The sequence below is a fragment of the Rhodococcus sp. 4CII genome, from assembly GCF_014256275.1.
Lineage (GTDB): Bacteria > Actinomycetota > Actinomycetes > Mycobacteriales > Mycobacteriaceae > Rhodococcus_F > Rhodococcus_F wratislaviensis_A.
In genome coordinates, this window is the sequence record NZ_JACCFE010000002.1 from 1,067,454 (window position 1) to 1,087,857 (window position 20,404).

The following is a 20,404-nucleotide window of genomic DNA, read 5'->3' on the forward strand; positions in this document are numbered from 1 at the left end:
GATCTCCTAGTAAAGGACCGTGAGCTACAGCTGTTCGGTCTCGGCGTAGTCCTCGGTGCCCTCGGCATCACCGAAGGAACCGGCGTCCGTGTCGCTCCACGTTCCGGTGGCGGCGTCGTAGCCGGCAACGGTGGTGGGATCGAAGGACGCGGGGCTGTCCTTGAGGGCCAGGCCGAGCGAATGCAGCTTGACCTTCACCTCGTCGATGGACTTCTGTCCGAAGTTGCGGATGTCGAGCAGATCGGACTCGGTACGGCCGACAAGCTCACCGACGGTGTGAACACCTTCGCGCTTGAGGCAGTTGTAGGAACGGACCGTCAGGTCCAGGTCCTCGATGGGCAGTCCGAACGAAGCAATGTGATCGGCCTCGGCGGGCGAGGGTCCGATCTCGATGCCTTCTGCTTCGACGTTCAGCTCACGGGCCAGGCCGAAGAGCTCAACCAGGGTCTTGCCCGCCGAAGCGAGCGCGTCCCGAGCGGTGATGGAGTTCTTGGTTTCCACGTCGAGAACGAGCCGATCGAAGTCGGTGCGCTGTTCGACGCGGGTGGCCTCCACCTTGTAGGTGACCTTGAGCACCGGCGAGTAGATCGAGTCGACCGGGATACGGCCGATCTCTGCGCCGGACGCCTTGTTCTGGACGGCGGGAACGTAGCCGCGACCGCGCTCGACGACGAGCTCGATCTCCAGCTTTCCCTTGTCGTTCAGGGTGGCGATGTGCAGATCCGGGTTGTTCACGGTGACGCCGGCCGGGGGCACGATGTCGCCTGCAGTGACAGCGCCGGGGCCCTGCTTGCGGACGTACATGGTGACCGGCTCGTCCTCTTCGGAGCTCACGACGAGCCCCTTGAGGTTCAGGATGATGTCGGTGACGTCTTCCTTCACACCGGGAACTGTGGTGAACTCGTGCAGAACGCCGTCGATGCGGATGCTCGTGACCGCTGCGCCGGGAATCGACGAGAGCAGCGTGCGACGGAGCGAGTTGCCGAGGGTGTACCCGAAGCCTGGCTCGAGGGGCTCGATGACGAACTTCGAGCGGTTGTCAGCGATGACCTCTTCGGTCAGCGTGGGTCGCTGAGAAATGAGCATTGGATTTCCTCCTGTACGGGCGTCCGCTATTTGACGCCCACGATGGGAAAGGCGCTTCGTGCCCGTGCGCCTTTCCGGTAGTCGAAACAACCAGAAAGGCGCACGGGCCGAGAGGCCTACTTCGAGTAGTACTCGACGATGAGCTGTTCCTGCAGAGGAACGTCGATCTGCGCACGCTCGGGAAGCTGGTGAACCAGAACCCGGAGACGTCCACCGACAACCTGCAGCCAACCCGGGATCGGGCGATCGCCCTGGGTCTCGCGCGCAACCTGGAAGGGAAGCGTGGACAGCGACTTCTCCTTGACATCGATGATGTCGTACTGGGAGACGCGGTAGCTGGGGATGTCGACCTTCTTGTTGTTCACAAGGAGGTGGCCGTGGGTGACCAGCTGACGGGCCTGGCGGCGGGTGCGAGCCAGTCCGGCGCGGTACACGACGTTGTCGAGACGCGACTCCAGGATGCGGAGCAGGTTCTCACCGGTCTTACCGGGGCGATTGTTCGCCTCCTTGTAGTACAGGCGGAACTGCTTCTCCATGACGCCGTAGGTGAAGCGAGCCTTCTGCTTCTCCTGCAGCTGGAGCAGGTACTCGCTCTCCTTGATCCGCGCGCGGCCGTGCTGGCCCGGCGGGTAGGGACGACGCTCGAACGCCTGGTCGCCTCCAACGAGGTCGACGCGCAGACGACGCGACTTGCGGGTGATGGGTCCGGTATAACGTGCCATTTTTTTCTACCTATCCTTCCCGCTAGACCCGACGCCGCTTGGGCGGACGGCAGCCGTTGTGCGGCTGGGGGGTGACATCGGAGATGGTGCCGACCTCGAGGCCTGCGGCCTGAAGCGAGCGGATCGCGGTCTCACGGCCGGAGCCGGGGCCCTTGACGAAGACGTCGACCTTCTTGACACCGTGCTCCTGCGCCTTGCGGGCTGCGTTCTCGGCTGCCAGCTGGGCGGCGAACGGGGTCGACTTGCGCGAACCCTTGAAGCCGACGTGTCCCGAGGACGCCCAGGAAATCACGTTTCCGGCGGGGTCCGTGATGGACACGATGGTGTTGTTGAACGTGCTCTTGATGTGAGCGGCGCCGTGCGGGACGTTCTTCTTGTCCCTGCGACGCGCCTTCTGGGTCTTCTTCGGACCGGTGCTACGTGACTTGGGGGGCATTACTTCGCCTTCTTCTTGCCGGCAATGGTGCGCTTCGGACCCTTACGGGTGCGGGCGTTGGTCTTGGTGCGCTGACCACGCACGGGCAGACCACGACGGTGGCGCAGGCCCTGGTAGCAGCCGATCTCGATCTTGCGTCGGATATCGGCCTGGACCTCGCGGCGAAGGTCACCCTCGACCTTCAGCGACTCCTCGATGTACTCGCGGAGCTTGGCCAGATCCTCGTCCGAGAGATCCTTGCTCCGCAGATCCGGGCTGACGCCGGTGGCGTCCAGGATCTCCTTGGAGCGGGTACGGCCGATGCCGTAGATGTAAGTAAGTGCGATCTCCATCCGCTTTTCACGGGGAAGATCGACACCTGCGAGACGTGCCATGTCGGCATTTCCTATCGGTGTGCGGAGGTCTGCTCCCAGTCCATCCCCTGTGCCTCTTCAAACGTCGGCGGTCTCGCGACCGGCAATGCTTCAACTAACTCAGTGGGGCCCCGGCCTCCGTGCCGGGGGTGAACCAGTACCTGCTCGAAAGCCGTAGTACCGGCTGGTGCTGGGAGGTCATCTTTGCTTGTTGCCAAGCAGATCCTCGAAAAGCGGAGATCTAGCCCTGACGCTGCTTGTGGCGCAGGTTCTCGCAGATCACCATGACCCGGCCGTTACGACGGATCACCTTGCACTTCTCGCAGATCTTCTTGACGCTCGGCTGAACCTTCACGTCTTCTGATCTCCTGTTTTGTGGCAGCCCACTACGCAGATCCGCAGCGGACGTACTTCTCCCCGACCTGGTCGGGCGGGGAAGTTCTACTTGTACCGGTAAACGATGCGTCCGCGCGACAAGTCGTAGGGCGAGAGCTCTACTACAACGCGATCTTCCGGGAGGATGCGAATGTAGTGCTGACGCATCTTTCCGCTGATGTGGGCGAGAACCTTGTGGCCGTTCTCGAGCTCAATGCGGAACATCGCATTGGGCAGCGGCTCGACTACTCGTCCCTCGACCTCGATGGCCCCGTCTTTCTTAGCCATATCCTCCGCGATCCATGTGGTTTGGCGTGCTTATTGCATCTGTTTCCGTTACCGTGGCGCCCAATGGGATCTTCACCGGCCGAAACATGAACAATCCGGATCGAATCCGGCACTGGGCACGCAGACAACCGGCACGCATAGCGCACCGTTGATCCATGTTACGGGAAATTGCTCACCAGGCCAAATGCGGTCACTGACGGACCTGCGCGCCGACCCGGATCCCTCTTCCGAATCAACCGGCCCCTTATTCGAAGGATGTGTGCGTGCGCGCCCTGGTACAGCGAGTGACGTCCGCGTCGGTACGGGTCGACGGCACGGAGGTCGGACGGATCACCCCCCCGGACGGCGGTCACGGGCTGCTCGTCCTGATCGGGGTCACCCACACGGACGATGCGGCGAAGGCGGCGCTGCTCGCGAAGAAGGTGTGGACCATGCGCATTCTGGAGAACGAGCAGTCAGCGGCGGACCTCGACGCGCCGGTGCTCGTCGCCAGTCAGTTCACACTCATGGCGGACACTCGCCGGGGCCGGCGACCGTCCTGGTCGGCCGCCGCGCCGAGGCCCGTGGCGGAACCACTGGTGGAGGAGTTCACCGGCGCCCTGCGGGAACTGGGCGCGACGGTCGAGACGGGTGTGTTCGGCGAACACATGGAGATCAGCCTCGTCAACGACGGACCGGTGACTCTGCTGATCGACGTGTAGACCAGCACCCTGGTCGGTGCGCTACTCCGGGCGCAGGGTGAGGATGCGCGGTCCGTCCTCGGTGACGGCGACCGTGTGCTCCCAGTGCGCGGCACGGGTGCCGTCCGTGGTGACGACGGTCCAATCGTCTTCGAGGACAACGGTGTCGGTGGTGCCGAGGGTCAACATCGGTTCGATCGCCAGCACGGAACCGACAACCAGTTGGGGACCCTTGCCCGGAGCGCCCTCGTTGGCGAGGAACGGCTCCATGTGCATTTCCCGGCCGATGCCGTGACCGCCGTACCCGTCGACGATGCCGTACTTGCGATCGTGCTGAGCCTCGGCGGCCCGGGTGCCCAGCTCGATGGCATGGGACACGTCGGTCAGCCGGTTGCCGGGCAGCATCGCGGCGATCCCCGCCTCCATGGACAGCCGCGTGGCCTCGCTCAGCTGCTGGTCCGCCTCGATGATGTCTCCGACGCCGAACGTCCACGCGGAGTCGCCGTGCCAGCCGTCGAGGATGGCACCGCAATCGATGGAGACGAGGTCTCCCTCGGCGAGAATGTCTTCCACCGAGGGGATCCCGTGCACCACACGATCGTTGACGGACGAACAGATCGACCCGCTGAACCCGTGGTAGCCCTTGAACGACGGCACGGCGCCGGCGCCGCGGATGACCGACTCGGCCACCTCGTCGAGCTCGAGCGTGCTCACACCCGGCTTCGCCGCATCGCGGACCGCCACCAGAGCCGCGCCGACGATGGCGCCGGCGGCGGCCATCGCGTCGAGCTCACCGGCGGTCCGGAACGGAACGACCTTGCGCTTACGCCCGAAGCCCATTACTTACCCAGCGCTCCCAGTGCGCGAGCATTGACCTCGTCGACCTCACCCAGGGCGTCGACGGTCACCAGCTGCTCCTTGTAGTAGTCCAGCAGCGGGGCGGTCTCCTCGCGGTACACCCGGAGGCGGTTGCGGATGACGTCTTCCTTGTCGTCGGCGCGGCCGCGGGCCAGCATCCGCTCGACCACGACGTCCTCGTCGACGACGAAGGAGAGCACGGCGTCCAGCTTGGTGTTCTGCTCGGTCAGGATCGCTTCGAGCGCCTGAGCCTGGTCGACGGTCCGGGGGAAACCGTCGAGGAGGAAGCCGTTGGCGGCGTCTGGCTCGGCGACCCGGGCCTTCACCATGTTGTTGGTGATTTCGCTGGGAACCAGGTCTCCGGCGTCCAGATACTTCTTCGCTTCGAGGCCCAGGGGCGTGGCCTGGCCGATGTTCGCGCGGAACAGGTCTCCCGTCGAGATGTGGGGGACGCCGAGCTTCTCGGACAGAATCGCGGCCTGGGTGCCCTTGCCTGCACCGGGAGGACCAAGGAGGACAAGTCTCACTTGAGGAACCCTTCGTAGTTACGTTGCATCAATTGACTTTCGATCTGCTTGACCGTGTCCAGGGCGACGCTGACGAGAATCAGCACAGCGGCACCACCGAAGATGCTGCTGGAGGTCTGGCCACCGGACAGGAAGAAGTGGGGCAGCACCGCGATCAGGCCCAGGTAGATCGAGCCGGGAACGGTGATGCGGTTGAGCACGTAATTCAGGTAGTCCGCGGTGGGGCGACCCGGGCGGATACCGGGGATGAAGCCGCCGAACTTCTTCATCTCGTCGGCGCGCTCTTCCGGATTGAACGTGATCGCGACGTAGAAGAACACGAAGAACACGATCAGCGCGAAGTAGATGGCGATGTACACCGGGTTGTTGGGATTCACCAGGTACTCGTTGATGATCCGCTGCCACCAGCTGGGATCGGCCGACGACGTGGCGCCGGTGAGCTGCGCGATGAGGTTCGGCAAGTACAGCAGCGACGACGCGAAGATGACCGGGATGATGCCGGCCTGGTTGACCTTGAGTGGCAGGTAGGTGGACGAACCGCCGTACATCTTGCGGCCGACCATGCGCTTGGCGTACTGCACCGGGATGCGCCGCTGTCCCTGCTCGACGAAGACGACTCCGGCGATGATGGCGAGCGCCACGACGCAGACGATCGCGAAGATCAGTCCCCCACGGCTGTCCAGGATGGCCTTGCCCTCGGACGGCAAACGGGACGCGATACCCGAGAAGATGAGCAGCGACATGCCGTTGCCGACGCCGCGCTCGGTGATGACCTCACCGAACCACATGACCAGCGCCGCGCCGGCCGTCATGACCAGCACGATGATCACGAGACCGAAGATGCTCTTGTCGGCGATGATCTCTTCCTGGCACCCCTGCAGCAGCTGACCGCGCGACGCGAGCGCCACGATGCCGGTGGCCTGCAGGATCGCCAGCGCGACCGACAGGTACCGCGTGTACTGCGTCATCTTCGCCTGACCGGACTGGCCTTCCTTCCGGAGTTCCTCGAACTTCGGAATGACGACAGTCAACAGCTGGACGATGATGCTGGCCGTGATGTACGGCATGATGCCGATCGCGAAGATGGACAGCTGGAGTAGCGCACCACCCGAGAACAGATTGATCAGCGAGTAGATACCCGCGGAATCGCCCCCCGACAGCTGATCTACACACGATCGGACGTTGCCGTAGTCGACGCCCGGCGAGGGGATCACGGCACCGATGCGATAGAGCGCAACGAGACCGAGCGCAATGAGGATCTTCCGCCTCAGGTCCGGGGTCCTGAGGGCCGAGACGAAGGCGGAAAGCAAAGATCCTCCTGGCACGACGGTGGGGAGACGAAGTCGAAAGCAGACTTGTCCGTGAATGAACTCTAGAACTCTAACAGTGGCAACTGAACGCACAGTTGGGAGACCTGCGGCAGTGCTGCCCGTACAGCCGCAAATGGCCGCAGTACAGCGCAAGGCTGTACTGCGGCCATCTACTGGCTAGCGGTGATAGCTCACAGCTCGGTGGCGGTACCACCGGCAGCAGCGATCTTCTCCTTGGCGGAGCCGGTGAACTTGTCGACCGTCACCTGGACGGCGACAGTCAGGTCGCCGTCGCCGAGAACCTTGACGAGCTGGTTCTTGCGAACGGCACCCTTGGCAACGAGGTCCTCCACCGTCACCTGTCCACCCTCGGGGAACAGACGGGCGATGTCGCCGACGTTGACGACCTGGTACTCGGTGCGGAACGGGTTGGTGAAACCCTTGAGCTTGGGCAGACGCATGTGCAGCGGCATCTGTCCACCCTCGAAGGCAGCGGGCACGTTCTTGCGGGCCTTGGTGCCCTTCGTGCCGCGGCCTGCGGTCTTACCCTTGGAACCTTCACCACGACCGACGCGAGTCTTCTCGGTCTTGGCTCCCGGCGCGGGGCGCAGGTGATGCAGTTTGATGGTCATGGTTAGACCTCCTCAACTGTGACGAGGTGGCGCACCACGTTGATCAGACCGCGGTTCTGGGCATTGTCCTCGCGGACAACCGTCTGACGGATGCCCTTCAAGCCGAGGGTGCGCAGCGAGTTCCGCTGGTTCTGCTTGGTACCGATGGTGCTCTTGATCTGAGTGACCTTGAGTTCGGCCATTACTTCACGCTCCCAGCCTGTGCGCGCGCACGCAGCATGCCGGCAGGGGCAACGTCCTCGAGGGCGAGACCGCGGCGAGCGGCAACTTCCTCGGGGCGCTGCAGGCCCTTGAGCGCAGCGACGGTCGCATGCACAACATTGATGGCGTTGTCGCTACCGAGCGACTTCGACAGAATGTCGTGGATGCCGGCGCATTCCAGCACGGCACGCACCGCGCCACCGGCGATGACACCGGTACCGGGGCTTGCCGGACGCAGCATGACGACGCCTGCTGCGGCCTCACCCTGAACCGGGTGCGTGATGGTGCTGCCGATCATCGGAACGCGGAAGAAGCTCTTGCGAGCCTCCTCGACGCCCTTCTGGATGGCCGCAGGAACTTCCTTGGCCTTGCCGTAGCCGACGCCGACCAGTCCGTTGCCGTCGCCCACGATCACCAGAGCGGTGAAGCTGAAGCGACGACCACCCTTGACGACCTTGGACACGCGGTTGATCGTGACGACGCGCTCGATGTGGTTCGACTTCTCGGCCGACTGTCCGCCGCGACGATCGTCGCGACCGCCACCCCGGCGGTCGCCGCCGCCGCGGTTGTCCCCCGTGTTGGGGCCATTCTGTCCGGCGGGTCCGCTTCCGCCGTCACGCCTCTGACGTCCCGGCATCAGGCTGTCCTTCCGTTCATGTACTCGGTCTTGGTCATCAGAACTTCAACCCGCCTTCGCGAGCTGCGTCCGCAAGGGCCGCGATGCGACCGTGGTAGCCGTGTCCGCCGTGGTCGAACACGACGGTCTCGACACCGGCGGCCTTCGCGCGCTCGGCGATCAGCTGACCGACCTTCGCACTGAGGACCTTCTTGTCGCCGTCCGCTGCACGCACGTCGGCCTCGGTGGTCGACGCCGCGGCCAGGGTGTGGCCCGCGAGGTCGTCCACCAGCTGGACGTGGATGTGGCGCGAGGACCGGTTGACGACCAGGCGGGGACGCTCGGGCGTGCCGGAGACCTTCTTGCGGAGACGGAAGTGACGACGCACCTTCGACAGGCGACGCTTCGTGGACGCATCCTTGCCGAGCGGAATCCGCTTGGCTTTCTGGTTTGCAGTCTGGCTCATATCACTTACCCGTCTTTCCGACCTTGCGGCGGATCTGCTCACCCTCGTAACGCACGCCCTTGCCCTTGTACGGGTCCGGACGGCGGAGACGACGGATGTTGGCCGAGATCTGCCCGACCTTCTGCTTGTCGATGCCCGACACCGAGAACTTGGTGGGCGACTCGACCGCGAAGGTGATGCCTTCCGGAGCCTCGATCGGGACCGGGTGGCTGTAGCCGAGTGCGAACTCGAGGTCCTTGCCCTTGAGGGCAACGCGGTAACCGACGCCGTGAATCTCCATCTTGGTGGTGTAACCGTCGGTGACACCGGTGATGAGGTTCTGCACCAGGGTGCGAGACAGACCGTGCAGCGCGCGGCTGCGACGCTCGTCGTCCGGACGCGTCACGCTGAGCGTGCCGTCGTCGTTCTTCGCAATGGCAATCGGCTCGGCGACCGTCAGGGCGAGCGTGCCCTTGGGTCCCTTGACCGTGACGTCCTGGCCGTCGATCGAGACGTCGACGCCGCCGGGGACGGTGACGGGAATCTTTCCAATACGCGACATTGTGGTGGCCTCCCTTACCAGACGTAGGCGAGGACTTCCCCGCCCACTCCTTGATTGGCCGCCTGGCGATCGGTGAGCAGGCCGGTGGACGTGGAAATGATCGCCACGCCGAGGCCGCCCAGAACCTTGGGCAGGTTGGTGGACTTCGCGTACACACGCAGACCGGGCTTGGAGACGCGACGCACGCCGGCAAGGCTGCGCTCACGGCTCGGGCCGTACTTCAGGTCGACGATGAGGGTCTTGCCCACCTCGGCGTCTTCGGTGCGGTAGTCGGCGATGTAGCCCTCGCGCTTGAGGATCTCGGCGATGTTCGCCTTGATCTTCGAGTGGGGCAACTTCACCTCATCGTGGTACGCCGTGTTGGCGTTGCGCAGACGCGTCAAGAAGTCTGCGATGGGGTCGGTCATGGTCATGAGGTTGACCTCTACCTTTCTCACAACGGTTCCCTCTGCCGTCTCCGGCGCAGGCCTATCGCGAAGTAGGTCTTACGTTTCCCGGTTCGAGGTTACGAACCGGAAGTCTGTGGGGTGACGCCGTCGCCGCGGGGCGACGGCGTCACCGGCTCACCAGGAGCTCTTGTGAACGCCGGGCAGCTCGCCGGCGTGCGCCATCTCGCGAACGCAGATTCGGCACAGGCCGAACTTGCGGAACACCGAGTGCGGACGGCCGCAGCGCTGGCAGCGGGTGTAGGCGCGCACCGCGAACTTGGGCTTCTTGTTGGCCTTGTTGACCAATGCCTTCTTAGCCATTAGCTCAGTTCTCCTTGAACGGGAAGCCGAGGTGCTTGAGCAGGGCACGGCCTTCTTCGTTGTTGGTCGCGGTGGTCACCACGGTGATGTCCATGCCACGCGGGCGGTCGATCTTGTCCACGTCGATCTCGTGGAACATCGACTGCTCGTTCAGGCCGAACGTGTAGTTGCCGTTGCCGTCGAACTGGTTGCCCGACAGGCCGCGGAAGTCCCTGATGCGGGGAAGCGCGACGGACACGAGACGGTCCAGGAACTCCCACATGCGGTCGCCACGCAGCGTGACGCGGGCACCGATCGGCATTCCCTCGCGGAGCTTGAACTGCGCGATGGACTTGCGGGCCTTGCGGATCTCGGGCTTCTGACCGGTGATCAGAGCGAGATCGTTGACGGCACCGTTGATCAGCTTGGCGTCGCGAGCGGCGTCACCGACACCCATGTTGACGACAACCTTGACGACGCCGGGGATCTGCATCACGTTGGCGTAGTCGAACTCGGTGTTCAGCGCAGCCTTGATCTCCTCGCGGTAGCGAGTCTTCAGGCGCGGCTGGATCTTGTTCTCAGTGGAGGTCATGTCAGATGTCCTTCCCGTTCTTCCGGGAAATCCGAACGCGCTTGCCGGACTCTTCGTCGGTCCGGTAGCCCACGCGAGTGGGGTTGCCGTCCGAGTCGACGACCGCGACGTTGGAAACGTGGATCGGGGCTTCCTGCGTGACGATGCCGCCGGAGGAAGCTCCGCGCTCGTTCGCGGATACCGCGGTGTGCTTCTTGATGCGGTTCACGCCTTCGACGAGGACCTTGTTGGTCGCGGGGTAGGCCTGAATGACCTTGCCCTTCGCGCCCTTGTCCTTGCCGGCGATGACCAGCACGGTGTCACCCTTGTGCACCTTCATCACAGCACCTCCGGGGCGAGCGAGACGATCTTCATGAACTTCTTCTCACGCAGCTCACGGCCCACGGGGCCGAAGATGCGGGTGCCACGGGGATCGTTGTCCGGCTTGATGAGGACGGCGGCGTTCTCGTCGAACTTGATGTACGAACCGTCCGGACGGCGACGTTCCTTGGTGGTACGGACGATGACGGCCTTGACGACCTCGCCCTTCTTGATGTTTCCACCCGGGATGGCGTCCTTGACGGTGGCGACGATGATGTCGCCGATCCCGGCGTAACGGCGAGACGAACCACCGAGAACGCGGATGCAGAGAATCTCCTTGGCACCCGTGTTGTCGGCGACGCGCAGCCGCGACTCCTGCTGAATCACTTACTTCTCCTTGACCTGGACTGTTGCACGGCAGATTTCCGACCCGACGTGCGCGGTCTGCACCCGTGCCCTGCGAGAGGGGCCGCCCCGGTGGGCGGCACAACGGTGGGGTTGCCGTGCGTCGGCCGCAAGGCAACCCCACCATCGTACCGGATACATTATTCGGTTCTTACTTGGCCTTCTCGAGGACCTCGACGAGACGCCAGTGCTTCGTCGCGGACAGCGGACGGGTCTCCATCAGCTGCACGCGGTCACCGATGCCAGCGACGCCGTTCTCGTCGTGCGCCTTCACCTTGCTGGTGCGCCGGATGATCTTGCCGTAGAGCGGGTGCTTGACCCGGTCCTCGAGCTCGACCACGATCGTCTTCTCCATCTTGTCGGAGACGACGTATCCGGTGCGGACCTTGCGGCTGCCGCGCTCTTCAGTGCTCACTGCTTTTTCCTCACTCATGCCGCGTCACCTGCGTCCGGACCAACGGCCAGCCCGAGCTCACGCTCACGCAGAACGGTGTAGATACGCGCGATCTCGTGACGAACGGTACGAAGTCGACGGTTGTTGTCCATCTGACCCGTGGCCATCTGGAAACGAAGGTTGAACAGCTCTTCCTTCGACTCACGAAGCCGGGTGACCAGCTCTTCTTCGGTGAGCTCGCGGAGCTCTGCGGCTGGGGTTCCAGTAGCCATCAGAACTGCTCCTCCCTTGTCACGATCCGGCACTTGCACGGGAGCTTGTGCATCGCGCGGCGCAGGGCCTCACGAGCGATCTCCTCATTGGGGTAGCTCATCTCGAACATCACGCGACCAGGCTTGACGTTCGCGATCCACCACTCGGGCGAACCCTTACCGGAACCCATGCGGGTTTCGGCCGGCTTCTTGGTGAGGGGGCGATCCGGGAAGATGTTGATCCAGATCTTGCCGCCACGCTTGATGTGCCGGGTCATGGCGATACGAGCGGACTCGATCTGCCGGTTGGTGATGTAGGCGGGCTCGAGAGCCTGGATGCCGTAGTCACCGAAGGTCACCTGGGTTCCACCCTTGGCGGCACCCGAACGGCTCGGATGGTGCTGCTTGCGGTGCTTGACCCGCCGTGGGATCAACATGCGTCAGCCCTCCTTCTGTTCAGTCGTAGCGGGTGCATCGGCGGTGGCGGTCGCTGCGCGGCCGGCCTCGGTGCTGGTCGCGGTGGTGCCGGTGGCACCGGAACGACGGGGACGGCTCGGACGCTCGCGACGCGGGCGGTCGCCTGCGGGAGCAGCCACGTTGGCGGCGAGCTCACGCTTGCCACCGACGATGTCGCCCTTGTAGATCCAGACCTTCACGCCGATGCGGCCGAAGGTGGTCTTGGCCTCGTAGAGGCCGTAGTCGATGTCCGCACGAAGCGTGTGCAGCGGCACACGGCCTTCGCGGTAGAACTCCGACCGGGACATCTCGGCGCCGCCGAGACGACCGGAGCACTGAACGCGGATTCCCTTGACGTTGGGCTGACGCATGGCCGACTGGATGGCCTTACGCATCGCGCGACGGAAGGCGACGCGGTTCGAGAGCTGCTCGGCCACACCCTGTGCGACGAGCTGAGCCTCGGCCTCGGCGTTCTTGACCTCGAGGATGTTCAGCTGGACCTGCTTGCCGGTCAGCTTCTCGAGCTCGGAACGGATGCGATCGGCTTCGGCGCCGCGGCGACCGATGACGATGCCCGGGCGGGCGGTGTGGATGTCCACACGCACACGGTCACGGGTGCGCTCGATCTCGACCTTCGCGATGCCCGCGCGCTCCATGCCGGTGGCGAGGAGCTTGCGGATCGCGACGTCTTCCTTGACGTATTCCGCGTACTGCTTGTCTGCGTACCAGCGAGACTTCCAGTCGGTGGTGATGCCGAGGCGGAAGCCGTGCGGGTTGATTTTCTGGCCCACTACTGAGCACTTCCCTTCCGGCGATTACGGGTCGATGTTCCGGTCTTCGGCAGGCTCTCCACGATCACGGTGATGTGACTGGTGCGCTTGCGGATACGGAACGCACGTCCCTGTGCACGCGGCTGGAACCGCTTGAGGGTCGCGCCCTCGTCCACGAACGCCGTGGCGACGACAAGCGTGCTCGGGTCGAGGTCGAGGTTGTTCTCGGCGTTGGCTGCCGCGGAGGCGATCACCTTGGCGACCGGCTCGCTCGCTGCCTGCGGCGCGAACTTGAGGATGTTCAGGGCGTCTTCAACCGAACGCCCGCGGACCAGGTCCACAACGCGACGCGCCTTCATCGGCGTGACGCGCACGTGGCGCGCTACTGCCTTGGCGGTCGGGTTGGCGGTTTCGGTGTTGCTCATCGCCTCTTCGCCTTCCGATCATCCTTGATGTGACCCTTGAACGTGCGGGTCGGTGCAAACTCTCCGAGCTTGTGTCCGACCATCGAGTCGGAAACGAACACGGGGACGTGCTTGCGGCCGTCGTGAACCGCAAACGTGTGGCCGATGAAGTCCGGGATGATCGTGGAACGACGGGACCAGGTCTTGATGACCTGCTTGGTTCCCTTCTCGTTCTGCACGTCCACCTTCGCGAGGAGGTGGTCATCGACGAACGGGCCCTTCTTGAGGCTGCGTGGCATCCTTCACTCCCTCCTAGCGCTTGTTCTTGCCGGTACGGCGACGACGGACAATGAGCTTGTCGCTCGCCTTGTTCTTGCGGGTGCGGCCCTCGGGCTTGCCCCACGGGCTGACCGGGTGGCGACCACCGGAGGTCTTACCCTCACCACCACCGTGCGGGTGGTCGACCGGGTTCATCACGACACCACGGACGGTCGGGCGCTTGCCCTTCCAGCGCATACGGCCGGCCTTGCCCCAGTTGATGTTCGACTGTTCGGCGTTGCCGACCTCACCGATCGAGGCGCGGCAGCGAACGTCGACGCGACGGATTTCGCCGGACGGCATACGCAGCGTGGCGTAGGTGCCTTCCTTACCGAGCAGCTGGATGCTGGATCCGGCCGAGCGGGCCATCTTGGCGCCGCCACCCGGGCGCAGTTCCACCGCGTGGATGGTGGTACCCGTGGGGATGTTGCGCAGGGGCAGGTTGTTGCCGGGCTTGATGTCGGCGCCGGCACCGGACTCGACCGGTGCACCCTGGAACAGGCCCTTGGGGGCGATGATGTAGCGCTTCTCGCCGTCCGCGTAGTGCAGCAGGGCGATACGCGCGGTGCGGTTGGGGTCGTACTCGATGTGAGCGACCTTGGCCGGCACGCCGTCCTTGTCGTTGCGACGGAAATCGATCAGCCGGTAGGCGCGCTTGTGTCCGCCACCCTTGTGCCGGGTGGTGATACGACCGTGTGCGTTACGTCCACCGCGTCCGTGGAGCGGGCGAACCAGCGACTTCTCGGGGGTCGACCGAGTGATCTCGGCGAAGTCCGAGACGCTCGAGCCACGACGGCCCGGGGTTGTCGGCTTGTACTTACGGATTGCCATGAGTCTTCTCGTCCTCTATGTCTCGTCAAGTCCCGGCGCTTACGCGACCGGTCCTCCGAAGATCTCGATGGGCTTGCTGTCGGCCGAGAGGGTCACGAGCGCGCGCTTGGTGTCCTTGCGCTTGCCGTAACCGAACCGGGTCCGCTTGCGCTTGCCCTGACGGTTGGCGGTGTTGACGCTGGTCACGGTGACGCCGAAGATCTTCTCGACGGCAATCTTGATCTGCGTCTTGTTCGAGTCCGGGTGCACCAGGAAGGTGTAGGTGCCTTCCTCGATCAGTCCGTAGGACTTCTCGGAGATGACCGGGGCGAGCAGGATGTCGCGGGGATCGGCGATGGTGCTCACTTGCCCTCCTCCTTGTTCTCTTCCTGGGCGGTCTCGGCGGGCCCGTGGATGAACGCGTTCAGAGCCTCGACGCTGAACACGACGTCATCGCTGTTGAGCACGTCGTAGGTGTTGAGCTGGTCGGGTGCGATGGGGTGCACGCCGTCCAGGTTCTGCACGCTCTTCCAGGCGGCGACGTCCGCGCGGCCGACGACGAGCAGGACCTTCTTGCGATCCGAGATCTCGCCGAGGAAGGTGCGGGCAGACTTCGTGGACGGAGTCTGACCGGCGACCAGTTCGGTGATCACGTGGATGCGCTCGTTACGTGCCCGGTCGGAGAGGGCTCCGCGCAGGGCGGCGGCCTTCATCTTCTTGGGGGTCCGCTGCGAGTAGTCGCGCGGCTGCGGGCCGTGGACGGTGCCACCACCGGCGAACTGCGGTGCACGGGTCGAGCCCTGACGAGCGCGGCCGGTGCCCTTCTGGCGGTACGGCTTCTTGCCACCGCCGCGAACCTCGCCGCGGGTCTTGGTGGCGTGGGTGCCCTGACGTGCAGCAGCGAGCTGCGCGACGACAACCTGGTGGAGAAGCGCGATGTTGGCAGGCGCGTCGAAGATCTCCGCGGGGAGATCGACGGTGCCGTTGGTCTTGCCGCCGGCGACCTTGACGTCCAGCGTCAGCTTGGTCGTCGATGTCTCGGTGCTGGTCATGCTCGTGCACCACCCTTCACTGCACTCTTGACGATCACGAGGCCACCCTTGCGGCCGGGGATCGCACCCTTGATCAGCAGCAAACCGTTCTCGGCGTCCACCTTGTGAACGGAGAGGTTCTGCGTCGTGATGCGGTCGCTACCCATGCGGCCGGACATGCGCATGCCCTTGAACACGCGGCCCGGAGTGGCGCAACCACCGATGGAACCGGGGCGACGGTGAACGGCCTGTGCACCGTGCGATGCACCCTGACCGGCGAAGCCGTGGCGCTTCATGGTTCCGGCGAAGCCCTTACCCTTGCTGGTTCCGGTGACGTCGACGTAGGCGCCGTCCTCGAAGACCTCGGCGGTAAGTTCCTGGCCGACCTCGTACTCCGAGGTGTCGGCAACGCGGAGCTCCACAACGTGACGGCGCGGGGTGACGCCGGCCTTGGCGAACTGGCCGGAAGTCGGCTTGTTCACCTTGCGCGGGTCGATGGCGCCGAACGCGAGCTGCACGGCGCTGTAGCCGTCACGCTCTTCGGTACGAATCTGGGTCACGACGTTCGGTCCGGCCTTCACGACGGTGACCGGAACGACCCGGTTGTTCTCGTCGAAGACCTGGGTCATGCCGAGCTTGGTGCCCAGGATTCCCTTGATCTTGGTATCAGTCATTGTTTTTGTCTCCGCCGCGCTCACTGAATGTTGACGTCGACGCTGGCCGGAAGGTCGATGCGCATGAGCGCGTCAACCGTCTTGGGCGTCGGGTCGAGGATGTCGATAAGCCGCTTGTGAGTACGCATCTCGAAGTGCTCGCGCGAGTCCTTGTACTTGTGCGGCGAGCGGATGACGCAGTACACGTTCTTTTCGGTCGGCAACGGCACGGGTCCAACGACGCGGGCCCCGGTACGGGTCACCGTCTCGACGATCTTGCGCGCTGACGCGTCGATCGCCTCATGGTCGTAGGCCTTGAGCCTGATGCGGATCTTCTGTCCCGCCACGCTTAGTGTCCTTTTCTTGCCGCGTTTCGTAGTCCCACCCGAGTCGGGCCGAACTACCTCGTCTGCACAGTCCCTTGCCTGGGCCGCAACTGTCCGAACGCTAGGCGACCGGGACACACCCGATCCGCTGCCGCTGTTCATCTGTCATGGTTCTCCGGTACACGCGGTCGGGCGTGTCGCCCTCCCACTCATTCTCCGACCCGGAACTTTTCAGCTGTTCGGGCCGGGAACGCGCACCGGATGCACTCGAATTCGAGTGCCAGTAGGTACTGCTTCCGTCTTGCATATGGCCGCGAGCAGGTCATTCGACTTACCGCGCGACGTTTCACCCCACCTGTTTCGGGCCGCAAACGATCGCGTCCCAGACAAGGCAACCCGACCAGTATGCCGTACCGGGCGAAAGACTTCAAACCCGGTCGAGCACTCCCTCGCCGCCGGCTAACTTACTTCGGAGTAAGATTACGGGATGACCACTCCCTCGAGTCCCGCGTACGCCGCCTGGCAGAAGCTCCCCGACAACGCGCTCGGACACGCCCTCTTCTCCGTCGGCATGTGCCTGCGCGTCCCGTACTTCGGCTCGGTGCTTCCCCGCGTCGTCGAGATGCGGCCGGGCCGTTGCGAAGTCCGCGCACCGAAGTGGTGGGGCGTCCGCAACCATCTGGGTACCTTTCACGCGATCGCCGCGTGCAACCTCGCCGAAGCCGCCATGGGCATGCTGTCCGAGGCGACCGTCCCGTCCACTCACCGATGGATTCCCAAGGCGATGACCGTCGACTACCGGACCAAGGCGAACGGACCGCTGCGCGCCGTCGCCGAACTGACGGAACTACCGGACTTCGACGCGATCACCGAGGGCGCCGACGTCGTGGTGCCCGTCCGCATCTTCGACGGCCGGGGGGTCGAGGTGGTTCACGCCGACATCACGACGTGGGTCACCCCGCGATAGACGCCGCGAGGAGCTCATGTCGTAGCTCACATTCCTTCCCAGCGCCTCGGCGGCCGGACCGAATTGCGGTGTGCCACTTCTTCGGAACCGGAACCTCGACGTACATCAGGAGATCCGTCGGAACGGGACTCTCCCCACCGTGGTCGCCGGGGCCGAAGTGGTACAGGTGTCCGGTAATGATCGCGTCGCCGTCCGCTCCCGTTACAGAAGTTTTCCGGGGGCGCGAGGGTGTTCGCCGGTCTGCCTTGATCGCCAACCTCGCGTGACATACTCGGGACATGCCTGCACCTGACACCGCCGTTCTTGTCGAGGGAATCGAGAAATCCTTCGGTGACGTCGCTGCGTTGCGGGGCGTGAGCTTCGAGGTGCCCCGCGGCACGGTTCTGGGCATCCTGGGCCCCAACGGGGCGGGAAAGACCACCACCGTCAATGTGCTGTCCACACTGCTCCGGCCTGATGCGGGCCGGGCATTCGTCGCCGGGCACGACGTCGTCGAGGAGGCGGCCGCCGTCCGCCGCAGCATCATGATGACCGGCCAGTACGCCGCACTCGACGAGTCGCTGACCGGCCGCGAGAATCTGGTGCTCTTCGGCCGGCTGATGGGTCTGCCCAAGGGTGCGGCGAAAGCGCGCGCCCAGGACCTGCTGTCACAATTCGATCTACTCGACGCCGGCGACCGGAAGGTGTCCGGCTACTCCGGCGGTATGCGACGACGTGTCGACATCGCCTGCGGCCTGGTGATCCGCCCCGAGGTCGTATTCCTCGACGAGCCGACCACCGGCCTCGACCCCCGCAGCCGCCAGGGTGTGTGGGCGCTCGTCTCCGCGCTGAAGGAGCAGGGCATCACGATCCTGTTGACCACCCAGTACCTGGAGGAGGCCGACCTCCTGAGCGACAACATCGTCGTGATCGACAAGGGCACCGTGATCGCCGAGGGCACGGCCGACGAACTGAAGGCGCGTACCGGCGGAAGCTACTGCGAAGTGGTCCCGGTCAGCCTCGACGACCTGCCGCGCATCCGGGAGATCCTCACGAGCCTGTGCCCACCCGGACGGGTCATCGAGGAAGGACCCGATCGGTTGTCGATCCCCGCGGAACACGGCGCCCAGACCCTCGCCGAGGTGCTGCGCCGGCTCGACCTCGCGGAGGTGACGCTCGCCGACATCGCCCTGCGTCGCCCGTCGCTCGACGACGTATTCCTCTCGCTCACCGGTCACGTCCGCGTCGACGAGAGTCTGCCGTCGTGACGGCCCCCGCCCAGCTCGGATTCGACAGCACGTTCGAGGGCAGACACCGTCGACCGCAACCGTCGAGCATTCAGCAGTGGATCGCGCTGTCACAGCGGAACCTGCACACGATGTGGGTGTTCGGTCAGTTCTTCATCGCGGTGCTCGCCCCGCTCATCTTCACGGTCGGCTTCTATCTGCCGCTGCGCCTGGTGATGAAGTTCCAGGGCGTCGATTACGCCCAGTTCGTCATGCCGATCATCATCCTGCAGGCCATGGCGTTCACCGCGATCTCGGCGGCACACCGGGCGGCCACCGAGGCGTCGAACGGCATGAACTCGCGATTCCAGACGATGCCCATAGCTGCGGGGGTCCCGCTGGCCGCGCGCATGACCGCTTGCCTCGTGCACTCGACGATTTCGCTGATCGCCGCCATCGCCTACGGGTATGCGATCGGGTTCCGGTTCTCCGGCGGAGTCGGGCTGACCACGGCGTTCTGCGGGTTGGCGATGCTGATCGGATTTACCCTCACCACGGGGGCCGATGCCCTCGGCACTCTCACGAGGAGCCCCGAGGTGACCAGTCAGGCGCTGACACTCCCCCAGCTGATCCTCGGCATGTTCTCCTCCGGCTTCGTTCCGGTCACGCAGTTCCCCGAATGGGCACAGGGTTTCGTGCGAAATCAGCCGATCTCGCAGTTCTCCTCGTCCATGCGTGCCATGACGGACGGGACGATCACGCTTCAGCTCCTGACCCCCACGCTGTTGTGGTGCGCGGGGTTGGCGCTCGTCTTCATCCCGTTGTCGATCTGGTCGAATGTGAGGCGCGGATGACCACCGAGTACCGATCCGACACACCGGCGACGGTGACCTTCCCCGAGGTGATCGAACCCCACCCGGAGAATTCCCTCGCCGCGCTCTTCTCGCACAGCCTGCTGCAGACGAGGCGCCTGCTGCTGCGCTGGGCACGCGACCCGTACACCATGCTCCAGGCGATCGTGTACCCGTCGCTCATGCTGCTGATGTTCTGGGCGGTGCTCGGGATCTCGATCACCAAGGCCACCGGGGTCAACAGCGTGTTCGGCACCGTTCCGATGATCACGCTCGTCGGCGCGATGTTCGGTTCCATCGCGGGTGGACTGTCACTGAAGAAGGAATGGGCGGACGGGCTCCTCAGCCGGTTCTGGGTGCTGCCCGTGCACCGCGCGTCGGGCCTCCTCAGCCGGCTCATGGCCGAATCCGTGCGGATCGTGCTCACCACGGTGCTGATCATCGCCGTCGGGTTCGCCATCGGATTCCGGTTCAACCAAGGCATTCTCGCCGGGATCGCGCTGATGCTGGTGCCCCTGCTGTTCGGGGTGAGTTTCGCGACGATGGTCACCGCCCTCGCCGTCAACGCGGCGAAGGCTCCCCTCGTCGAACTCCTCTCCCTGCTGTGCACCCTTCTGTTGTTCTTCAATTCGGGGTTCGTTCCCACCGGCGCCTACCCGACCTGGCTGCAGCCGTTCGTGGAGAACCAGCCGATGTCGTGTGCGATCGACGCGATGAAGGGACTGTCGATGGGCGGGCCCGTCGCGGAACCTCTCATCAAGGCCGTCGCGTGGTCGGTGGCCGGGCTGCTGATCTTCACCTACCCCGCGGTGCGAGGCTATCGGCGGGCGGCGGGCACCCCGGCGTAACGAC

General features: G+C 64.6%; 35 protein-coding genes. 5 read left to right on the forward strand and 30 right to left on the reverse strand.

Translation table 11 applies throughout. The features are described 5' to 3' along the window. Nucleotides 1-24: 24 nt before the first annotated feature. From H0B43_RS05940 to infA, 6 genes are all read right to left on the reverse strand, one after another. Complete coding sequence (locus H0B43_RS05940) at nucleotides 25-1,086, reverse strand: DNA-directed RNA polymerase subunit alpha (RefSeq protein WP_005239684.1); 1,062 nt, start codon at nucleotides 1,084-1,086, stop codon at nucleotides 25-27. 116 nt (nucleotides 1,087-1,202) lie between these two features. After that, nucleotides 1,203-1,808, reverse strand: a complete 606-nt coding sequence (gene rpsD, locus H0B43_RS05945; protein WP_005253863.1) for a 30S ribosomal protein S4 — start codon at nucleotides 1,806-1,808, stop codon at nucleotides 1,203-1,205. Between the two features lie 22 nt (nucleotides 1,809-1,830). Beyond that, entirely contained in the window at nucleotides 1,831-2,244 is a 414-nt protein-coding gene (rpsK, locus tag H0B43_RS05950) for a 30S ribosomal protein S11 (protein ID WP_005239680.1), read from the reverse strand. Beyond that, entirely contained in the window at nucleotides 2,244-2,618 is a 375-nt protein-coding gene (gene rpsM, locus H0B43_RS05955) for a 30S ribosomal protein S13 (protein WP_005239677.1), read from the reverse strand. Before rpsM ends, rpsK begins: the two co-directional genes overlap by 1 nt. A 220-nt stretch (nucleotides 2,619-2,838) precedes the next feature. Then, entirely contained in the window at nucleotides 2,839-2,952 is a 114-nt protein-coding gene (gene rpmJ, locus H0B43_RS05960) for a 50S ribosomal protein L36 (RefSeq protein ID WP_003938068.1), read from the reverse strand. Between the two features lie 86 nt (nucleotides 2,953-3,038). Next, on the reverse strand, nucleotides 3,039-3,260 hold the full coding sequence (infA, locus tag H0B43_RS05965; protein WP_003418601.1) for a translation initiation factor IF-1: 222 nt from the start codon (nucleotides 3,258-3,260) through the stop codon (nucleotides 3,039-3,041). 263 nt (nucleotides 3,261-3,523) lie between these two features. Between infA and dtd the strand changes: the two genes are divergently transcribed. Beyond that, nucleotides 3,524-3,961 (forward strand): D-aminoacyl-tRNA deacylase, encoded by a 438-nt coding sequence (gene dtd / locus H0B43_RS05970; protein WP_185728880.1) that lies wholly within the window; start codon nucleotides 3,524-3,526, stop codon nucleotides 3,959-3,961. 21 nt (nucleotides 3,962-3,982) lie between these two features. On the opposite strand, the gene map is transcribed toward dtd, so the two are convergent. From map to rpsJ, 24 genes are all read right to left on the reverse strand, one after another. Next, complete coding sequence (gene map / locus H0B43_RS05975; protein WP_185728879.1) at nucleotides 3,983-4,780, reverse strand: type I methionyl aminopeptidase; 798 nt, start codon at nucleotides 4,778-4,780, stop codon at nucleotides 3,983-3,985. Further along, the gene (locus tag H0B43_RS05980; protein WP_185728878.1) at nucleotides 4,780-5,325 is read right to left on the reverse strand and encodes an adenylate kinase; all 546 of its coding nucleotides are present in this window, start codon (nucleotides 5,323-5,325) and stop codon (nucleotides 4,780-4,782) included. The genes map and H0B43_RS05980 overlap by 1 nt, the downstream gene beginning before the upstream one ends. Then, nucleotides 5,322-6,635: a preprotein translocase subunit SecY gene (secY, locus tag H0B43_RS05985; RefSeq protein ID WP_185728877.1), complete on the reverse strand. Its 1,314-nt coding sequence runs from the start codon at nucleotides 6,633-6,635 to the stop codon at nucleotides 5,322-5,324. Before secY ends, H0B43_RS05980 begins: the two co-directional genes overlap by 4 nt. Nucleotides 6,636-6,826: 191 nt before the next feature. Further along, a complete protein-coding gene (gene rplO, locus H0B43_RS05990) occupies nucleotides 6,827-7,267 on the reverse strand; it encodes a 50S ribosomal protein L15 (RefSeq protein ID WP_015889922.1) in 441 nt (146 codons plus the stop codon). Nucleotides 7,268-7,269: 2 nt separating this feature from the next. Beyond that, nucleotides 7,270-7,449, reverse strand: a complete 180-nt coding sequence (gene rpmD, locus H0B43_RS05995; protein WP_005253859.1) for a 50S ribosomal protein L30 — start codon at nucleotides 7,447-7,449, stop codon at nucleotides 7,270-7,272. Beyond that, a complete protein-coding gene (rpsE, locus tag H0B43_RS06000) occupies nucleotides 7,449-8,105 on the reverse strand; it encodes a 30S ribosomal protein S5 (RefSeq protein WP_005253858.1) in 657 nt (218 codons plus the stop codon). The genes rpmD and rpsE overlap by 1 nt, the downstream gene beginning before the upstream one ends. A 37-nt stretch (nucleotides 8,106-8,142) precedes the next feature. Then, nucleotides 8,143-8,550: a 50S ribosomal protein L18 gene (gene rplR / locus H0B43_RS06005; RefSeq protein WP_185728876.1), complete on the reverse strand. Its 408-nt coding sequence runs from the start codon at nucleotides 8,548-8,550 to the stop codon at nucleotides 8,143-8,145. A 1-nt stretch (nucleotide 8,551) separates the two neighbouring features. Then, nucleotides 8,552-9,091 (reverse strand): 50S ribosomal protein L6, encoded by a 540-nt coding sequence (rplF, locus tag H0B43_RS06010; protein ID WP_185728875.1) that lies wholly within the window; start codon nucleotides 9,089-9,091, stop codon nucleotides 8,552-8,554. A 14-nt stretch (nucleotides 9,092-9,105) separates the two neighbouring features. Then, nucleotides 9,106-9,504, reverse strand: coding sequence for a 30S ribosomal protein S8 (rpsH, locus tag H0B43_RS06015; RefSeq protein ID WP_005239657.1), 399 nt, complete (start codon nucleotides 9,502-9,504; stop codon nucleotides 9,106-9,108). Nucleotides 9,505-9,654: 150 nt separating this feature from the next. After that, nucleotides 9,655-9,840, reverse strand: a complete 186-nt coding sequence (locus tag H0B43_RS06020) for a type Z 30S ribosomal protein S14 (protein WP_005239644.1) — start codon at nucleotides 9,838-9,840, stop codon at nucleotides 9,655-9,657. Between the two features lie 4 nt (nucleotides 9,841-9,844). Continuing rightward, a complete protein-coding gene (rplE, locus tag H0B43_RS06025; RefSeq protein ID WP_005239642.1) occupies nucleotides 9,845-10,411 on the reverse strand; it encodes a 50S ribosomal protein L5 in 567 nt (188 codons plus the stop codon). A gap of 1 nt (nucleotide 10,412) precedes the next feature. Then, nucleotides 10,413-10,730 carry a 50S ribosomal protein L24 gene (gene rplX, locus H0B43_RS06030; protein ID WP_005239640.1) on the reverse strand — a complete coding sequence of 106 codons (318 nt, stop codon included), beginning with the start codon at nucleotides 10,728-10,730 and terminating at the stop codon, nucleotides 10,413-10,415. After that, entirely contained in the window at nucleotides 10,730-11,098 is a 369-nt protein-coding gene (gene rplN / locus H0B43_RS06035; RefSeq protein ID WP_005239639.1) for a 50S ribosomal protein L14, read from the reverse strand. The genes rplX and rplN overlap by 1 nt, the downstream gene beginning before the upstream one ends. Nucleotides 11,099-11,267: 169 nt before the next feature. Then, a complete protein-coding gene (gene rpsQ / locus H0B43_RS06040) occupies nucleotides 11,268-11,549 on the reverse strand; it encodes a 30S ribosomal protein S17 (protein WP_005239638.1) in 282 nt (93 codons plus the stop codon). Next, a complete protein-coding gene (gene rpmC / locus H0B43_RS06045; RefSeq protein WP_005239637.1) occupies nucleotides 11,546-11,782 on the reverse strand; it encodes a 50S ribosomal protein L29 in 237 nt (78 codons plus the stop codon). Before rpmC ends, rpsQ begins: the two co-directional genes overlap by 4 nt. Further along, nucleotides 11,782-12,198 (reverse strand): 50S ribosomal protein L16, encoded by a 417-nt coding sequence (gene rplP, locus H0B43_RS06050; protein ID WP_005239636.1) that lies wholly within the window; start codon nucleotides 12,196-12,198, stop codon nucleotides 11,782-11,784. Before rplP ends, rpmC begins: the two co-directional genes overlap by 1 nt. Nucleotides 12,199-12,201: 3 nt before the next feature. Then, nucleotides 12,202-13,008, reverse strand: coding sequence for a 30S ribosomal protein S3 (gene rpsC / locus H0B43_RS06055; protein WP_005239635.1), 807 nt, complete (start codon nucleotides 13,006-13,008; stop codon nucleotides 12,202-12,204). Further along, the gene (gene rplV / locus H0B43_RS06060; RefSeq protein ID WP_005239634.1) at nucleotides 13,008-13,412 is read right to left on the reverse strand and encodes a 50S ribosomal protein L22; all 405 of its coding nucleotides are present in this window, start codon (nucleotides 13,410-13,412) and stop codon (nucleotides 13,008-13,010) included. The genes rpsC and rplV overlap by 1 nt, the downstream gene beginning before the upstream one ends. After that, a complete protein-coding gene (gene rpsS / locus H0B43_RS06065) occupies nucleotides 13,409-13,690 on the reverse strand; it encodes a 30S ribosomal protein S19 (RefSeq protein ID WP_003940820.1) in 282 nt (93 codons plus the stop codon). The genes rplV and rpsS overlap by 4 nt, the downstream gene beginning before the upstream one ends. 13 nt (nucleotides 13,691-13,703) lie before the next feature. After that, nucleotides 13,704-14,540: a 50S ribosomal protein L2 gene (gene rplB, locus H0B43_RS06070; protein WP_015889918.1), complete on the reverse strand. Its 837-nt coding sequence runs from the start codon at nucleotides 14,538-14,540 to the stop codon at nucleotides 13,704-13,706. A gap of 39 nt (nucleotides 14,541-14,579) precedes the next feature. Further along, entirely contained in the window at nucleotides 14,580-14,885 is a 306-nt protein-coding gene (gene rplW / locus H0B43_RS06075; protein WP_005239632.1) for a 50S ribosomal protein L23, read from the reverse strand. Continuing rightward, entirely contained in the window at nucleotides 14,882-15,571 is a 690-nt protein-coding gene (rplD, locus tag H0B43_RS06080; RefSeq protein WP_185728874.1) for a 50S ribosomal protein L4, read from the reverse strand. The genes rplW and rplD overlap by 4 nt, the downstream gene beginning before the upstream one ends. Further along, the gene (gene rplC / locus H0B43_RS06085) at nucleotides 15,568-16,224 is read right to left on the reverse strand and encodes a 50S ribosomal protein L3 (RefSeq protein WP_009479366.1); all 657 of its coding nucleotides are present in this window, start codon (nucleotides 16,222-16,224) and stop codon (nucleotides 15,568-15,570) included. The genes rplD and rplC overlap by 4 nt, the downstream gene beginning before the upstream one ends. A 20-nt stretch (nucleotides 16,225-16,244) precedes the next feature. Beyond that, on the reverse strand, nucleotides 16,245-16,550 hold the full coding sequence (rpsJ, locus tag H0B43_RS06090) for a 30S ribosomal protein S10 (RefSeq protein ID WP_003938093.1): 306 nt from the start codon (nucleotides 16,548-16,550) through the stop codon (nucleotides 16,245-16,247). Nucleotides 16,551-17,016: 466 nt separating this feature from the next. On the opposite strand from rpsJ, the gene H0B43_RS06095 reads away from it, so the two are divergent. The 4 genes from H0B43_RS06095 to H0B43_RS06110 all read left to right on the forward strand — a co-directional run bounded on the left by H0B43_RS06095 (nucleotide 17,017) and on the right by H0B43_RS06110 (nucleotide 20,400). After that, nucleotides 17,017-17,496 (forward strand): hotdog fold domain-containing protein, encoded by a 480-nt coding sequence (locus H0B43_RS06095; protein WP_185728873.1) that lies wholly within the window; start codon nucleotides 17,017-17,019, stop codon nucleotides 17,494-17,496. Nucleotides 17,497-17,774: 278 nt separating this feature from the next. Next, the gene (locus tag H0B43_RS06100; protein ID WP_185728872.1) at nucleotides 17,775-18,743 is read left to right on the forward strand and encodes an ATP-binding cassette domain-containing protein; all 969 of its coding nucleotides are present in this window, start codon (nucleotides 17,775-17,777) and stop codon (nucleotides 18,741-18,743) included. After that, complete coding sequence (locus H0B43_RS06105; protein ID WP_185728871.1) at nucleotides 18,740-19,555, forward strand: ABC transporter permease; 816 nt, start codon at nucleotides 18,740-18,742, stop codon at nucleotides 19,553-19,555. Before H0B43_RS06100 ends, H0B43_RS06105 begins: the two co-directional genes overlap by 4 nt. Continuing rightward, nucleotides 19,552-20,400 (forward strand): ABC transporter permease, encoded by an 849-nt coding sequence (locus H0B43_RS06110; protein ID WP_185728870.1) that lies wholly within the window; start codon nucleotides 19,552-19,554, stop codon nucleotides 20,398-20,400. The genes H0B43_RS06105 and H0B43_RS06110 overlap by 4 nt, the downstream gene beginning before the upstream one ends. Nucleotides 20,401-20,404: the final 4 nt, after the last annotated feature.

Excerpts from the sequence above, each read along its gene's own strand:
- rplC (WP_009479366.1), bottom strand. The coding sequence starts at position 16,224 with ATGACTGATACCAAGATCAAGGGAATCCTGGGCACCAAGCTCGGCATG.
- rplP (WP_005239636.1), bottom strand. The coding sequence starts at position 12,198 with ATGTTGATCCCACGGCGGGTCAAGCACCGCAAGCAGCACCATCCGAGC.
- H0B43_RS06020 (WP_005239644.1), bottom strand. The coding sequence starts at position 9,840 with ATGGCTAAGAAGGCATTGGTCAACAAGGCCAACAAGAAGCCCAAGTTC.
- rpsM (WP_005239677.1), bottom strand. The coding sequence starts at position 2,618 with ATGGCACGTCTCGCAGGTGTCGATCTTCCCCGTGAAAAGCGGATGGAG.
- rpsD (WP_005253863.1), bottom strand. The coding sequence starts at position 1,808 with ATGGCACGTTATACCGGACCCATCACCCGCAAGTCGCGTCGTCTGCGC.
- rpsK (WP_005239680.1), bottom strand. The coding sequence starts at position 2,244 with ATGCCCCCCAAGTCACGTAGCACCGGTCCGAAGAAGACCCAGAAGGCG.
- H0B43_RS06110 (WP_185728870.1), top strand. The coding sequence starts at position 19,552 with ATGACCACCGAGTACCGATCCGACACACCGGCGACGGTGACCTTCCCC.
- map (WP_185728879.1), bottom strand. The coding sequence starts at position 4,780 with ATGGGCTTCGGGCGTAAGCGCAAGGTCGTTCCGTTCCGGACCGCCGGT.
- rplB (WP_015889918.1), bottom strand. The coding sequence starts at position 14,540 with ATGGCAATCCGTAAGTACAAGCCGACAACCCCGGGCCGTCGTGGCTCG.
- rplE (WP_005239642.1), bottom strand. The coding sequence starts at position 10,411 with ATGACCTCCACTGAGAACAAGATCCAGCCGCGCCTGAAGACTCGCTAC.
- rpsS (WP_003940820.1), bottom strand. The coding sequence starts at position 13,690 with ATGCCACGCAGCCTCAAGAAGGGCCCGTTCGTCGATGACCACCTCCTC.
- rpmD (WP_005253859.1), bottom strand. The coding sequence starts at position 7,449 with ATGGCCGAACTCAAGGTCACTCAGATCAAGAGCACCATCGGTACCAAG.
- H0B43_RS05940 (WP_005239684.1), bottom strand. The coding sequence starts at position 1,086 with ATGCTCATTTCTCAGCGACCCACGCTGACCGAAGAGGTCATCGCTGAC.
- rplR (WP_185728876.1), bottom strand. The coding sequence starts at position 8,550 with ATGAGCCAGACTGCAAACCAGAAAGCCAAGCGGATTCCGCTCGGCAAG.
- rplF (WP_185728875.1), bottom strand. The coding sequence starts at position 9,091 with ATGTCGCGTATTGGAAAGATTCCCGTCACCGTCCCCGGCGGCGTCGAC.
- rplX (WP_005239640.1), bottom strand. The coding sequence starts at position 10,730 with ATGAAGGTGCACAAGGGTGACACCGTGCTGGTCATCGCCGGCAAGGAC.
- H0B43_RS06100 (WP_185728872.1), top strand. The coding sequence starts at position 17,775 with ATGCCTGCACCTGACACCGCCGTTCTTGTCGAGGGAATCGAGAAATCC.
- rpsH (WP_005239657.1), bottom strand. The coding sequence starts at position 9,504 with ATGACCATGACCGACCCCATCGCAGACTTCTTGACGCGTCTGCGCAAC.
- rplD (WP_185728874.1), bottom strand. The coding sequence starts at position 15,571 with ATGACCAGCACCGAGACATCGACGACCAAGCTGACGCTGGACGTCAAG.
- rpsQ (WP_005239638.1), bottom strand. The coding sequence starts at position 11,549 with ATGAGTGAGGAAAAAGCAGTGAGCACTGAAGAGCGCGGCAGCCGCAAG.
- rpmC (WP_005239637.1), bottom strand. The coding sequence starts at position 11,782 with ATGGCTACTGGAACCCCAGCCGCAGAGCTCCGCGAGCTCACCGAAGAA.
- H0B43_RS06095 (WP_185728873.1), top strand. The coding sequence starts at position 17,017 with ATGACCACTCCCTCGAGTCCCGCGTACGCCGCCTGGCAGAAGCTCCCC.
- rpsE (WP_005253858.1), bottom strand. The coding sequence starts at position 8,105 with ATGCCGGGACGTCAGAGGCGTGACGGCGGAAGCGGACCCGCCGGACAG.
- rplV (WP_005239634.1), bottom strand. The coding sequence starts at position 13,412 with ATGAGCAACACCGAAACCGCCAACCCGACCGCCAAGGCAGTAGCGCGC.
- rplO (WP_015889922.1), bottom strand. The coding sequence starts at position 7,267 with ATGACCATCAAACTGCATCACCTGCGCCCCGCGCCGGGAGCCAAGACC.
- infA (WP_003418601.1), bottom strand. The coding sequence starts at position 3,260 with ATGGCTAAGAAAGACGGGGCCATCGAGGTCGAGGGACGAGTAGTCGAG.